Raw genomic sequence first — 14191 nt, 5'->3', positions numbered from 1 at the left:
GAGACGACGCCCGGGCCTGACGGCTCGGGCGTCTTTCCTTCACTCCACCGACAACCCCACCAGGGAATGGCGACACCACCAATGTTCTGACGTGATTTCAGGAGGGCAACAGCATGGCTGTTTCCAATGGAAGACCCCAGCAGCATGACACCCGCGCCTGGCAGTCCGCCCTGGACCGGGCTCTGGCCGCCCACGGCGGCGAACGCGCCCTGGCCCGCTACGACCACCTGGCCCACGCCTTTCCTTCCCCCGAGTACGATCCCCGCGACGAGCACCACCCGCACCTCAACCTGGACGCCTTGAAGCGCTGGGCGCTCTATCGCGGCTGGCGGGCGCAGCCCGATACCGACCGCATGAGCACGGCCAGTACCCCACCGATCTGCTTTACCCGCTTGTCGCGCCATCGCGTCAGGAGTCATTGACGACGGCCTCACTGGCATAAAAATGCGCAAGGCCCGTCACCGGGCCTTGCGTGTATCGAGCGCTCTGCCGGCGTCATCGGCGTCTTCAGGCAAACCCTAGCGGCTGACCAGCAACCTCGCCTTGGGCTCCACCCTGATCACATCCTGCAGCGCACTGCGCATGGCCTCGCCGGAGCAGGCCGCCGCGCGGCAGAACTGCAGCGCGATTTCATCATCGTGGGCCCTGCCGACCAGGGCGTCGCGGCAGCCGTCGTCACACAGCCGCTCGGCGAGATCCTCGGGGTTCACCCCTCGGGGCAGTCGAAAACGTAGTTCGAAATCGTGTTCTTTCATGACTGGCGTCCTCCTTGAAGACCGACGTTATTGTCGAACGCCGAGGCCAGTTTGAAAGACGCGCCTGAGGCTCCCTATTGTCCCAAGGATACAGTCGCCCGGCTGGGTATCAGTCCGACGCCCGGGACGACCTTCTACGCCCAATCCAGCCGCTGCCGATCAGCATCCCAAGGGTGATCAGCACCGCCGCCCCGGCAAGCCACAGGGTAGGCGCGGCGAAGCCGGTCACCACCAGCACCAGGGTCGACAGCAGCGGCGTGAAGTAGGCCAGCAGACCCAGCAGCCGCAGGTCCCCCTGCTTGACCCCGATATCCCAGGTAAAGAAGGCGCTGCCCACCGGGCCCAGGCCAAGAGCGATGATACCGAACCAGTCGCTGCCCTGGGGCCAGCGGCCGGGTTCGAAGGCCAGATGACACGCTGCCGCCAGTATCGCGGTGACCAGACAGAAGCCCCCCACCGCGGCGGTGGGTACCGTGCGGGTGGCCCGGGACAGCACCGAATAGCCGCTCCAGACGAAGGCACAGGCGAAGGCGGCGGCGTAGCCCAGGAGGCTACCGCCGGCGTCGACGTCTCCGCCGATCAACAGCACCGCCCCGCCGAAACCGAGCAGGCTACCGACCACGTGAAACCCGCGCAGGCGCTCGCCGGGTAGCAGAGCGACAAACAGCACGATCAACAGCGGCCAGAGATAGCTGATCAGGCCGGCGTTGGCCGGCGGCGCGTTCTGCTGGGCGATAAAATAGAGGGCGTGGTAGCCGAACAGCCCGCCGACGCCCAGCGCCCAGACCAGCGGTGGCTGGCGCATCGGCGCCAGCACCGCCTCGCCGCGCAGGCACTGATAGACCACAAAGCACACAAAGGCCACGCCGAACGCCAGGGCGGTGAGCAGAAACGGTGGCACGGGCCCCGACAACTGGGTAAAGAGGGCCAGCATGGCCCAATTGAGCACCGTGGTGGCACCGATCCAGGTGGCGCGCCTACGCGAGATGTCGACCGCGTCGGAGGATGCCCCCGCCTGGGCAGAGGAAGAAGATGAAGAAGAGGAAGAGCGCATAAAGACCTCCAGAGCACCGAGGTCTCGAGTGTGGGCCAGCCGCCCACACTAGGTCTTGTACGATTCTGACCTGTTGTGCGTGGCGGTTGCGGCTTGACGCCGCCAGGCGCCGGGAGAAACGTCATGGGCCTCGCGGAAGACGCGGGAAAAGTGGGCGGCGTCGTGGAACCCGCAGACCAGCGCGACCTCGCTGAGGGCCATGGCCGAGCCGGAACGAGTCCGGGTGACCAGCAATTGTCGCGCCAGGGCCAGCCGCTCACGACGCAGCCAGACCGCCGGCGGCACTCCGAGCAGCTCACGAAACTGACGGGCGAAGACCGCCTCGGACAGGTGGCACAGCGCCGCCATCTCCTTGACGCGCCAGGGGTGGGCCAGCTCGCCGCGTAGCCTTGGCAGCAGCTGGAGCAGACGCAGACGCGGCGCAGGGAGCGGCCTGCCGCGCCCTTCATCCAGCGCGTGCTGCAGGCGGGAAAGCCACCGGGCCAGCGCCTCGACGCCGGCGCCCGGGGCGGGCGCCGCCTCGACCAGGCTCGCCGGCGCGCGATAGCCCCTCGCTCGCTCGTTTTCGAAGATCCCCTCCACCCCCAGGGCCTGGCACCAGGCCACCGGCAGGTCGAGCACCAGAATGTCGTTGGCCCCCGGCGCGAGATAGTGGTGGGTCTCGCCGCTGGGGACCGGGGCCAGTACGCCCGGCCCTACGCGCAGACCACGTCCGCCAACGTCCAGTTCCACCATGCCGCCGCGGCCCAGCAACAGCTGCTGAAAGTCGTGGCGGTCACTCAACACTCGGTCTGGATAGTGTCGATGTTCGATCAGGGGGGCGTGGGCGCTCATCGGTCTAGCCCCGCACTCGCTGCGCAGGCAATGGTCGCTTCCCTTGATGCAGGTCAAATGTGATTTGATGACAAAAGATATATGCTCTCATTTACAACCTCATCATGCTCTGGTAGTGATGAGGACTATCGGAGGTCCTCTCCATGGAACATGCAGGAGGTCCGTCATGGCGACATCCAAGAGTGTCATCAAGCGAGTCTACGTTCCCACCCACGTCAAGACGCTGCCCAATGGCGAGCGCGTCAAGATCCCCGGCCACTATAAACAAAAGGCGCCCGGCGACTGAACAGAGCGCCAGCCTCTGTCCTGCACCAGTCAGATCGAGGACGGCTCCCTGCACACCCGCCACCAGCCAAGCCCCACGGGTACCCCGTAAAGCAGCGCATGGACCAGCAACTCTTCGCCCAGGGCGTAGCCGTGCGACAGCCCGACGCTCAGGTTCCAGGCGCATATCGCCAGCCAGGCGAGGCTGAATATCCACATGGCGGTGTGCTGTCGCGGCTTGGGACAGCGCCACAGCAACACCAGGACCACGACCACCCCGACGACGACAATCAACATGGTTCTCATGGGTGCCCCCTGCGTAACCTGCAATGTTGTTTTTCAGCATAGCCATGGTCGGGCGCCGCGGGACCGACGCCCGCACTCGCTCACTTCGCGCCACCCCCTTGGGGCAAAGCCTCGGGCGCTGCGTACACCACCAGTTCGGCGGCATGGTCTGGAGACGCTGCACCTTGCGGCAGGACAAGCGCCACCACGTTCGCCTCGCTCCTGCCCTGGTGAGTGAGTTGGCTTGCACCCCGCGCCCCCTCGACCATTCGCTGGTGCCACAATGCCCGACCATCATCCAGAGCGAAGGCGTAGAGCGCGACTGACCTTGTCTGGTCCGCGACGACCACCGCTGCATCGCCGGAACTACCCGAGAGCATCATCGGTGCCGACAGATTCGCCGTTCCGACAGGCAGCGAAAGCTCGAACGGCAAGCGCAACTCCTGAGGCAGTTCGACGTCGAGGTCACCGACGGTGCGACGCCAGACGATCGCCGAGCTATCGCTACCATCACTATCATCACTACCATCACTGCCGCGCAGAGCGTAAAGCGCGGACAGCTCGACCTTGACCAGCTCCCCCCAGGGAGGCGTACGACAGGATAGCCAGGGATGACGAGGGTCGGCACCACGGGAGCCGACGCTGGCGTAGAGCGCTTGCCCATCCGGGCCGAGCCTCAGCGCCATACGGGGTGACACCAAGGGTAGCGTCGGTCTGATCAGCCGCTCCAGCGACGCCGGCAAGGTGACTGGCCCAGCGCTGTCCCTGGCCCGCAGGCGAATACGGCAAAGCAGTTGATCCACCGGCGAAAGTCCCCACATGTCACGTTCGCGCAGTGCCTTCGGGTCAGAGGGCGGGGTTCGCCAGGTCTCAGCCGACAGCGGCGGTGGTGGCCTCAGGTCGAGCGACGCCAGGGTCTCCCCGCTGGGCATGTCCAGCATCAACAGCCGGCCCTCGCTCGTCGCCACCACCGCGACCTGGGGTCTATCGTCCAGGCTGACCATGACAACGTCCTTTGCTGCCGTCGACGCTGTGATCGCCGCATCGACAGGCATCGCCCCCACGCCCGGCGTGGGGGCAAGATCCAGCGCTCGCGTCCATAGCGGTTCGCCGGTGGTCACCTCCAGCGCCGTCACCCGGCCCCCCGGGCCCTGCTCACTCTCATCTCGGACGTTGTCCGGGCGGCGCTCGGCCCCAGAGGCAGCAGGGTCAGCAGGGTCAGTAGGGACAGCCACCATCAGCAGGCCCTGGGTCTCATCGACGGCGACGATGCGAAGGTTGTCGGCGCCTGGCGTCTCGGGCCGCCAGCGCCAGATGCGATCGCCGGTGGCGATGTCCAGCGCCACCACCTCGTGGCTGAACCCCGTAAGCAGTACCAGTCGCGAGGTGACCTGGATGCCGGCGGCTCCCTTCAGCATCTCGGCGGATGTGTCGGCACTTACGTCAGCCGCGTCAGCCGCGTCAGCCGCGTCAGCCACGTCAGCCACGTCAGCCACGTCAGCCACTTCGGCCAGGTCGACCTGGCCGTCGGTGCCGAAACTCTCGCAGTGTCTGCCGGTGTCGGCATCCAGCGCCAGCAAGCGCCGATCTCGGGTGACAACGAACAGCCGCTGCGGACAGACCAGATCGCTTTCCGCGACCCCCTCTTCCCCGGCACCTTCATGGGTCGTCGACATTTCCAGCGGATCCGGCTCGCCCTCCCCGGGGGTCGGCACAAAGACGCCCTCGACCATATCCTGCGTTCGCTCAGCGGCATCGTGATAGGCAAGCGTGCGACAGGGCCCCAGCGGCTCGATATTGTCCGCGTTGCCCTTTCCATCGCTGTTCGGGTGCCCGTCGCTGTTCGAGTGCGACCAAAGACGCTCGCCGGTAGCGACCATGCGGGCTTCGATACCGCTCGAGGTGCAGACAATCAATCTGTCGTCGATGATGACCAGAGGGAAGGCGGTGGCCAAGTGGCTCTCTGTCTCTCCCTCTGCCTCTGCCTCCGCCCTATCCTGCTCCAGCTCGAGACGCCATAGCGCATCAAGGCCAGTGGCGGACTCACCCTGGGGTCTCGCCGCGCCCTCGGGCACCGAGGAGACAGAAGACTCAGGACGCGAAGACAAGGACGGTTCGACAGCAGGGAGAAAGGCCAGCAACAGCAGCAAGGACAAGCAAGAGAGCGTCATCAATCCCAGCGCCTGCCTGCAGCAGGCGTAGGCACCGCGGGAGAACCAGGGCAACAGCAGCACCAGCCCCAGCAATGCCGGCAGGCCCAGACGCGGCAGCAGGCGCCAGGCGTCCAGCCCCACTTCCCACAGCGCCCAGCCGAGGGTTGCTCCAAGCAGTAAAGCGTAAAGTCCCGGGGCGAGGCGCCATCGTGCCATCAGGCCGCATCCCGTCAGCGCCAGCCCCCCCGCTGCCAGCACGTAGTACGCCGAGCCCCCCAGCGCCAGCAGGTAGCCCCCGGCGGCCAGTGCAACCAACGCTGTCGCCAGCACCAACAGGCCAAGCAGTCGTGCTGGCCACCTTGCGGCACGCCTGTCATCCATCGCCTTACCTCCGGCATCCTTGACTTCGAGTCGGGCCAGCGTTGCTGCGAGGCCAGCTCGACGCTCTTGCCCATCCTGCCGCTCTTGCCGCTCTTGCTACTGGGGCGCAGCTCCATGCTACAAGGGTTAGACTACCCTTCGGTACGGGTCGGCCCTGACCGCCTGGAACAGGATAGAAGCTGCCAGATGCCACTGCGACTCCCGCAGCGTCGCTCAGTGCCGAATCGCGCTGACGCCCTTCCCGCCTCCCGCAATAGTGACACCATAGACTCATCATCCATGCACCAGGGGACACCTCCATGAATCTCTACGGCGATACTCGCTCGGGAAACTGCTACAAGATCAAGCTGCTGGCATCGCTGCTGGACATTCGCATGGTGTGGATAGGCATCGACATCCTGGCCGGGGACACCCGCGAAGAAGACTTCCTGGGCCGCAACCCCAACGGCAAGATCCCCCTGCTCGAGCTGGATGATGGACGCTTTCTGGCGGAATCCAACGCTATCCTCCACTACCTGGCCAGCGGCAGTGAGTGGCTGCCCGAGGATCGTTACCGCCATGCCAAGGTGCTGCAGTGGCAATACTTCGAACAGTACAGTCATGAGCCCTACATCGCCGTGGCGCGCTTCATCTCGCTCTACCTCGGATTGCCGGAGGACCGGCGGGCCGAATTCGACGCCAAGCAGCAAGGCGGCTACAAGGCGCTCGGCGTCATGGAGCGTCAGCTGGAGGCTACGCCCTTTCTGGTGGGCGAGCACCCCACCATCGCCGACATCTCGCTCTACGCCTACACCCATGTGGCCCACGAAGGCGGCTTCGATCTCGGCGCCTTTCCCGGCATTCGTGCCTGGATCCAGCGTATCCAGGCACTGCCAGGCTATGTCGCCCTCGGTGAGGACAGCCTCTCGTCCGAATGAGCAGAAGCCCCCGCTGCGGCCCACGGCGCTAAAGGTGGCGTGACGCCGGGGGCTGTCCAGCACCGCGAACCAGCCCCCGGCACCAGCACACCGCAGCAAAGCTCCGCCTCAGAGCCCTGCCCCAGCGCCCACGCTGCCATCGGCATAACATGCATGCCGGTGACATCAGGTATGCTATGAGGCCCACCCACGAGCCGCCCTGGAGACCCGACCTTGGCCACCGCGCTGCTTCTCAACGTCTTGATCTTTCTCACTGCGGCGGTGCTGGTGGTCCCGATCATCAAACGCCTTGGCCTGGGGGAAGTGCTCGGCTACCTGATCGCCGGCGTGCTGATCGGCCCCTCGGCCCTCGGCCTGGTACCAGACGCGGAAGGGGTACTGCAGTTTTCGCAGGTCGGTATCGTCTTTCTGCTGTTCGTCATCGGCCTGGAGCTGAAACCGGCACGGCTCAAGCTGATGCGCAAGGCGGTGTTCGGCTTTGGCAGCCTGCAGGTGGCCATCACTACCCTGGTGCTGGGCCTGACCGCCCTGGCACTGGGCCTTCCGCCGGTGGCGGCGGCGGTGGTGGGCTTCAGTCTGGGGCTTTGCTCTACGCCACTGGTACTTCACCTGCTGGGCGAGCGCCAGGAACTCAACAGCCGCCACGGACGCCATGCCTTTGCGCTGCTGCTGTTCCAGGACATGGCGGCCATTCCGGTACTGGCGGTGATTCCGATCCTTGCCGCCGACTCGCTGGTCAGCGGCGGCATGACTGCGGTGCTCAAGGAAGTCGCCATCGCCGTCGTCGCGTTCACCGGTCTGATCTTTGGCGGGCGCAAGCTGCTGCCGCCGCTGTTCCGCCTGGCCGCGGCCACCGACAGCCGCGAAGTGTTCGCCGGCATGTCGTTGCTGGTACTGATCGGTGCCGCCCTGCTGATGGAGCTGGCCGGACTGTCCATGGCACTTGGCGCCTTTATCGCCGGTATCCTGCTGGCCGATTCCGAGTATCGCCACAGCATCGAGGCCGACATCGAACCGTTTCGCGGTCTGCTGCTGGGACTATTCTTCATGGCGGTGGGCATGACCGCCAAGGTCGGCCTGCTGGCACAGTCCCCTGGGCTGGTGCTGGGGCTGACCGCACTGCTGCTGCTGGCCAAGGGCGCCAGCCTGATGATCGCCGCTCGGGTCTACCGCTGCGGCTGGCGCGAGACCACCACCCTCGGCGTGCTGTTGTCACAGGGCGGAGAATTCGCCTTCGTGCTGTTGACCGCCGCGGGTTCCGCCGCCTTGCTGGCGCAGGACCTCGTGCACGTTCTGGTGCTGGTAGTGTCGCTGTCCATGGCCGCCACACCGATCCTGTTTCTGGGCCACGAACGACTGGTTCGGCCATTGTTCAAGAAGCCTCGGCCCAAGCGCGACTTCGATGCCATGGACGATGATTCGCCACGCATCATTCTGGTCGGCTTCGGTCGCTTCGGTCAGATCATGGGGCGTGCGCTTCAAGGGCTCGAGATCCCCTACACCGTCCTCGACATCAATGCCGACCACGTCGACTTCGTGCGTCGCTACGGCAACAAGGTGTACTACGGCGACGCTACCCGACTGGACCTGCTGGATGCCGCCGGCGCGCGTCATGCCCAGGTGCTGGTGGTCGCGGTCGGCGATCCGGATATCTCGATGCGTATCATCCATCGCGCCAGCAAGCGCTTTCCCCACCTCAAGATCTATGCACGTGCCCGAGATCGTCACCATGCCCAGTTGCTGATGCGTGCCAAGGTCGGCTTTATCCTTCGTGAGCTGCTGCCGGCGAGCCTGGAAATGACCCGTGAGGTGCTGATCGGGCTCGGTGTGCCCCGCGACCAGGCCCAGCACACCATCGACACCTTCCGCCCCCACGACGAGGAGACCCTGCGGCGTCAGCTCGAGGTCTTCGGCAACGAGAAGAAGCAGATGCAGACGGTGCGGCAGGCGGCCAAGGAGCTCGAGACCCTGTTCGAGGCCGACGAGGACATCCTGACCCGGGTCGAGGAAATCCCCCGGCGCCAAGCCTCGGATGGCGACGACACCAAGCGCTCGGGCAACGAGTCCTGACCTCCGGCCCTCATGCCAGAACCTGTGCCTGAAATCACTTGCCCTGCCATTCACCCGCCACGTCGACGGCCAGTCTGCCCAGGCAAGGATAGGGAATGGACAAGGGCAGCGACAGGTCAGACACAGGGGCGACGTCAGCTCCGGGCCGTTTCCCACCAGCGGGGCAGCCTCGCCTGCACCTCAGGCCTGGCGAAGCGATCGTCCAGCAATACCAGGGTGCCGGTATCCCGGGGCCCGCGAATGACCCGCCCGGCCGCCTGGACCACCTTGATCAGCCCGGGGATACGATAGGCGTAGTCGTCACCGCGACCGAAGCGTTGCTCGAGGCGCGTCTTCAGCGCCTCCTGGCGGGCATCGCTGGGGGGTAGCCCCAGGGTGGCGACAAAGGCGCCGATCAAGCGCTCGCCCGGCAGGTCGACGCCTTCGGCGAAGGCGCCTCCGAGTACCGCGAAGGCGATTCCCTCACCCCCTGGCACAAAGTCCTCCAGAAAGGCCTCCCGCTCCGCCTCGCTCATGGCGCGTCGCTGGGCGCGCTGAGGAATGTCGGGATGGGCCTCGGCCAGGGCTTCTCGCACCTGCTCCAGGTAGGCGAAGCTCGAGAAGAACGCCAGATAGTGGCCGGGACGTCGACGGTACTGCTCGCTCATGACGTCGAGTATTCCCGGCAGGGATCGCTTCCGATCGCGGTAGCGGGTAGACAGCTGCGCGCACACCCGCACCTCGAGCTGCTCGGCGACAAAAGGCGACGCGACCTCGGACCATACCGTGTCCTCGGCAAGCCCCAGCAAGTCGATCTGATAGCGTGGTGGCGCCAGGGTCGCGGAAAACAGCACGCTTGCGTGAGCCGCGGCGAAACGGGGCCGCAGGAAGTCGGCGGGCACCTGGTTGACGATGGCCAGTCGTGCCCGCCCGCGCCCGTGACGGGTGAGCTCGCACAGCGAGTGATCACCGAAACGCTCCGCCAGCCGAACGAAGGCCAACGCCTCGAACAGGCAGTCGGTCAGCGCCGGCTGGGTGTCCTCCGGATGCTCGCCCAGGTGGTCGCCGATGGCACCACAGAGCCCCTGAAGGGAGCCGATCAACTCCGCCGGCAAGGCGTCGAGGGCAAACCAGCGTGGCGCCTCGCGACTGCCCGGGTCCTCTCCGCCGTACTGACGCACCAGTGCCTGCCACTGCTTGATCACCCTGGCCAGAGGCTGGCGCAGCGCCCCCGGCGCCTCCTTTTGCAAACGAGCAAGACGGCGCTGGTCGAGGCTCGCCGAGTACATGCCACGGGCACGCTCGATCAGGTTGTGGGCTTCGTCCACCAGCACACCCAGGCGCCACTGTCGCGCCTGGGCCAAGCCGTGCAACAGCGCGCTCGAGTCGAAATAGTGATTGACGTCGCCGACCACCAGATCGCACCAGCGAGCCATCTCCTGGCCCAGGTAGTAGGGGCAGACGCGATGCTCAAGCGCCACCTGCCTGAGTCCGTCACGATCTAGCCAGCCCTGCTCCACTGCCGCCTGCCTCGCCTCGGGCAGTCGGTCGTAGAAGCCCTCAGCCAGAGGACAGCTATCTCCGTGGCAGGCCAGTTGGGGATGCTCGCAGGCCTTGTCCCGAGCGATCAGCTCCAGCGTGCGCAGCTTGCGCTGTGGGCCAGGGTCGAGCTGCGCCAGTGCCGCCAGCGCCAGCTGTCGGCCGGTGGTCTTCATGGTCAGAAAGGCGGTGCGGTCCAGCGCCTGGCGGGGCATCGCCTTGAGCAGCGGGAACAGGCTCCCCAGCGTCTTGCCGATGCCAGTCGGCGCCTCTATCAGCAGATCCCGGCCAGTGGCGACGGCCTTGTAGGTGGTCTCGGCCATCTCGCGCTGCCCAGGCCTGAACGCAGGGTAGGGAAACGTCAGACGGTCCAGCGCTTCATCTCTCCGCCGGCGATGTGAGGCTTCGGCCAGCGCCCAGGCTCGATAGGCGCGACAGGCCGACTCAAGCTCCTGCCACAGCGTGGCGGCCTCGGCCTCGACGCTCAGGCAAGTCTCGCGACCGCTGACCAGATCCAGATAGACCAGCGCCAGGGTAATCCGCTCGCGCCCCTGCTGGCGGCACCAAAGTGCGCCGTAGGCCCGCACCTGGGCCCAGTGCAACGCGCGCTGATTGTCGGCCATGCGCTCCAGGCGTCCCCGGTGGGTCTTGATCTCTTCGAGTCGCCCACCGTTCTCGGCCACACCGTCGATGCGCCCCTGGACCTTGAGACCCTCGAGGGTGGCGACCACCATCACCTCACTGCGGTAGCCTTCGCCACGTCGGGCCACGACGCGGGCATGGCCCTCTATCCCTTCCCGAGAGCTGGGGGCCGGGGTGAAGCGGTGATCCAGATCACCGCGTCTACCGGTGAACTCGCACAGTTCCCGCACGCCGACGCTGAGAGAGACCGACTCGGCCGTGTCCGAGGTGGCTGTCTCGGCATCGTCAGACGATGAAGATCCCTCAGCCATCGGACCACCTCACGTGGCACACCGACACCGGAATGCCGTGGCACTGGAAGTGCTCAAGCCAACGTCGCTGGTTGTCCTGCAGCCGGTCTCCTGGCGCCTTGACCTCGATCAGACGATAGCGGGGCTGGCCCTTGCCAGCATCGGGAAAGAACTGGATCAGGTCTGGCCAGCCCGATCGGTTGGCCTTGAGATCCTCGAGAAGGCGCTCGAACAGCACCGCCAGGTGTTCAGGCGCAATACAGTGAAGCGCCAGTTCCAGCAAGGCTTCGTCGAGCACTTCCCAGTAGACGAAGGGGTTGGCCAGCCCCTGCTTGTCGCGCCAGCGGGCCCTGATACGCTCGCGGTAGTCGCCGCTCGCCAGCGCCTCCAGGCAGGCATCGAAGCGATCACGCCGCCGCGATACGAAGTCTGGCCGATACAGATCCGCCGGCCCGCGATGGAAGGGATGAAAGAAGGCTCCCGGCAAGGGGGCGAAGATGACGTCCCAGCAGAGCAGCCCGAAGAGCCCGGCGAAGAGGTGATTCTCGACGTAGAAGGCTGGGGCCTCATCCCGGGCCAGGTGATCACGCAGCGCCAACTCCACCGAGCCACTGGCCGCCAGCGATAGTGGCGGCAAGCTCAGGCTCCAGCTCTGCGGCGGCGCCTGTGCTGCCGGCTTGAGCACCGGCAGACCCAGGCGGCGCTGCAATCGCGGCACCAGCCGGGCAAGCGCCTGGCGCTCGGCGTCGTCCAGCGGTGCCTCGAGCGCCTGGGTCGCCAGCGTCAACGCCTGGTGATGCTCTCCCTCTCGCTCCAGCAGGCGCAGTCGACGCACCCGCGCTTCGCCCGGGCCAGCAAAGGAGAAGATCTCCAGCGCCAGCGCCACCTGCCCCTCTCGCTGGGCCTGCTGGCCCAGACGCAGCAGCAGGCGAGACCGCCGTGCCGCGAGCCAGGGGTTGTCGTCGGGCAGCCTTGGTACTGCCGACCAGATATCAGCCACGGCTTCGCCGTCGTCGAATCGCTCTCGCAGCCGATGCAGGCAGAGATAGGCATCCACCTCCTGACGCTGCTGAAACCCCCGCGACGCGGGATCGAAACTCACCCGTTCATAGCGCATATGGCCAAGCTCGGCCATCACGAAATCGGACCAGCTCTGGCGCAGATTGCCGAAGAACATCAGGCGCAGTCGATCACACACCGACATTACCGAGACCCGCACCAGGGTCTCGTCGGACTCAGGCCACCAGGCGCTCCAGCGCCGCGGCGTGAACTGGCCGGCCAGCGCCTCGCACAGACGTGACTTGGAGACCGAGCTGGGCAGACCGCAAGCGGACACAGTTTCGGCGAAGACCCGTCGAGCCTCGGGCAGGCGCAACTGTGCAAGCAGGTCATCGAGACTCAGCACGGGATCAAGCTCCACCAGCTGCGCCGCCGCCAGTCGGCTCAGCGCCTGCTCGAGATCATCGACCTCGGTGTAGACCAGGCGACTTGTGCGAAACAGCTCACCCTTGCGCGAGACCATGCGGACCAGCAACGCCTGGGCTGCCTCCGGCAGCTCGCCGAAGGCCATGATAAAGCGCTGTTCTGGCTCTGCCAGCAGGTCGGCGTGGCGTGCCATCACCCAGTCGAGCACAAACTGAAAGTGACGCAGATAGTAGAGAGGATCGTCGCGCAGGTCGGCGGGTAGCGTGGGCGACTTGGGATTCATGCAGGCATTTTACCAGTGGTTCGCTGCGCTCCCAAGGAAGTTACCGACGCGCGCCCGGGTATTCGTCAGGCGGCAAACGGCTTTGCTGCTAAGCATTGATGAGCATTATGTGGACAAAGCCATTTCAGCAAAAGCCGAATCTTGCATGCCAGTCTATGCTGGTGACACTGTCGAACAAGGCCATGACCAACGAGCCTGCTGCCGGCCTGCCGCCTGATCGGACTCGGTGAAACACGTCGAGCTCTGTGGAGCTGGTCGATGTCGATGACGGCATCGACAAAGCTCGTCGATACAGCCCGACGATGAAGCCATCGAAAAAGCTCGTCGACGAAGCGAGGCCAGTGAAGCGACCTATCGGTCAAGCCATGAACACGCTGCAAGTTCCTGCCGGCCAGCGCCGGCGATCTCGTCTCTAGAGGAAGTGATCCATGCCCCAGCAGAAGACCGCCATCATCACCGGCTCCACCAGCGGTATCGGTCTCGGTATCGCCGAAGGCTTCGCCAAGGCGGGCATCAACCTGGTCATCAACGGTATCGAGGCCGCCGCGGACGTGGAGGCCACTCGCGCCAGTCTCGAAAAGCACGGCGTCAAGGTCGTCTATGACAACGCCAACATGATGGACCCCGGCGAGATCAGCGCCATGCACAAGCGGGCCGAGGCAGAATTCGGCAGCGTGGACATCATCGTCAACAACGCCGGTATTCAGCACGTGGCACCGGTGGACGAGTTCCCCGAGGACAAGTGGAACGCGATCATCGCCATCAACATGAATTCCGCTTTTCACCTAACCAAGGCCGCCTTGCCTGGCATGAAGGCACGTGGCTGGGGGCGAGTGATCAACATCGCGTCCGCCCATGCTCTGGTGGCATCGCCTTTCAAGTCGGCCTATGTGGCCGCAAAGCACGGCGTTCTGGGACTGACCAAGACCGTGGCGCTGGAAGTCGCCGAACACGGCATCACCGTCAATGCCATCTGCCCGGGATACGTGCTGACGCCTCTGGTCGAGAAGCAGATTCCCGACACCGCCAAGGCACGCGGTATCTCCGAGGACTCGGTCATTCGCGACGTCTTGCTCGCCAACCAGCCGACCCGCCAATTTGTCACCACCGAACAACTGGCGGCCACGGCGCTGTTCCTGTGTTCGGACGGCGCCGCCTCCATGACGGGAATCGCCCTGCCGGTCGATGGCGGCTGGACAGCACACTGAAGCACCGTTCGACAGGGTAGAGCATGCGGCGAACCTGCCGCCGACGCCGCTGCTGCCGCACTTTTCCCGGCAAGGAAAGACGGCCTCACGGACGACCGCACCAAGATGACAG

General features: G+C 65.6%; 11 protein-coding genes. 4 read left to right on the top strand and 7 right to left on the bottom strand.

Translation table 11 applies throughout. From position 1 onward, the window contains the following. The first annotated feature begins 113 nt into the window (after positions 1-113). Positions 114-422, top strand: coding sequence for a hypothetical protein (locus tag NFH97_RS12055; RefSeq protein ID WP_045991229.1), 309 nt, complete (start codon positions 114-116; stop codon positions 420-422). Positions 423-518: 96 nt separating this feature from the next. On the opposite strand, the gene NFH97_RS12050 is transcribed toward NFH97_RS12055, so the two are convergent. The 5 genes from NFH97_RS12050 to NFH97_RS12030 form a co-directional block, all read right to left on the bottom strand. Further along, complete coding sequence (locus NFH97_RS12050; RefSeq protein ID WP_045991287.1) at positions 519-755, bottom strand: hypothetical protein; 237 nt, start codon at positions 753-755, stop codon at positions 519-521. Between the two features lie 109 nt (positions 756-864). Next, entirely contained in the window at positions 865-1809 is a 945-nt protein-coding gene (yddG, locus tag NFH97_RS12045) for an aromatic amino acid exporter YddG (protein WP_253029474.1), read from the bottom strand. Positions 1810-1857: 48 nt separating this feature from the next. Next, on the bottom strand, positions 1858-2643 hold the full coding sequence (locus NFH97_RS12040) for an AraC family transcriptional regulator (protein WP_253553747.1): 786 nt from the start codon (positions 2641-2643) through the stop codon (positions 1858-1860). Between the two features lie 315 nt (positions 2644-2958). Next, positions 2959-3213, bottom strand: a complete 255-nt coding sequence (locus NFH97_RS12035; RefSeq protein WP_045991231.1) for a hypothetical protein — start codon at positions 3211-3213, stop codon at positions 2959-2961. A gap of 80 nt (positions 3214-3293) precedes the next feature. Beyond that, positions 3294-5726, bottom strand: a complete 2433-nt coding sequence (locus tag NFH97_RS12030; protein ID WP_349624865.1) for an outer membrane protein assembly factor BamB family protein — start codon at positions 5724-5726, stop codon at positions 3294-3296. A 299-nt stretch (positions 5727-6025) separates the two neighbouring features. On the opposite strand from NFH97_RS12030, the gene NFH97_RS12025 reads away from it, so the two are divergent. Both NFH97_RS12025 and NFH97_RS12020 read left to right on the top strand, forming a co-directional pair. Further along, positions 6026-6643 (top strand): glutathione S-transferase family protein, encoded by a 618-nt coding sequence (locus NFH97_RS12025; RefSeq protein WP_108132258.1) that lies wholly within the window; start codon positions 6026-6028, stop codon positions 6641-6643. Between the two features lie 213 nt (positions 6644-6856). Continuing rightward, entirely contained in the window at positions 6857-8713 is a 1857-nt protein-coding gene (locus NFH97_RS12020) for a monovalent cation:proton antiporter-2 (CPA2) family protein (RefSeq protein WP_349624864.1), read from the top strand. A 134-nt stretch (positions 8714-8847) separates the two neighbouring features. On the opposite strand, the gene NFH97_RS12015 is transcribed toward NFH97_RS12020, so the two are convergent. After that, positions 8848-11184, bottom strand: coding sequence for an ATP-dependent DNA helicase (locus NFH97_RS12015; protein ID WP_349624862.1), 2337 nt, complete (start codon positions 11182-11184; stop codon positions 8848-8850). Then, complete coding sequence (locus NFH97_RS12010) at positions 11177-12871, bottom strand: VRR-NUC domain-containing protein (protein ID WP_349624861.1); 1695 nt, start codon at positions 12869-12871, stop codon at positions 11177-11179. Before NFH97_RS12010 ends, NFH97_RS12015 begins: the two co-directional genes overlap by 8 nt. Before the next feature lie 428 nt (positions 12872-13299). Between NFH97_RS12010 and NFH97_RS12005 the strand changes: the two genes are divergently transcribed. After that, a complete protein-coding gene (locus NFH97_RS12005) occupies positions 13300-14079 on the top strand; it encodes a 3-hydroxybutyrate dehydrogenase (protein WP_045991236.1) in 780 nt (259 codons plus the stop codon). Positions 14080-14191 lie beyond the last annotated feature (112 nt).

It is taken from the genome of Halomonas sp. SCS19 (genome assembly GCF_040147015.1).
GTDB lineage: Bacteria > Pseudomonadota > Gammaproteobacteria > Pseudomonadales > Halomonadaceae > Halomonas > Halomonas litopenaei.
Note: the sequence above shows the minus strand (reverse complement) of the source record. Positions and strands in the feature narration are given on the sequence as shown.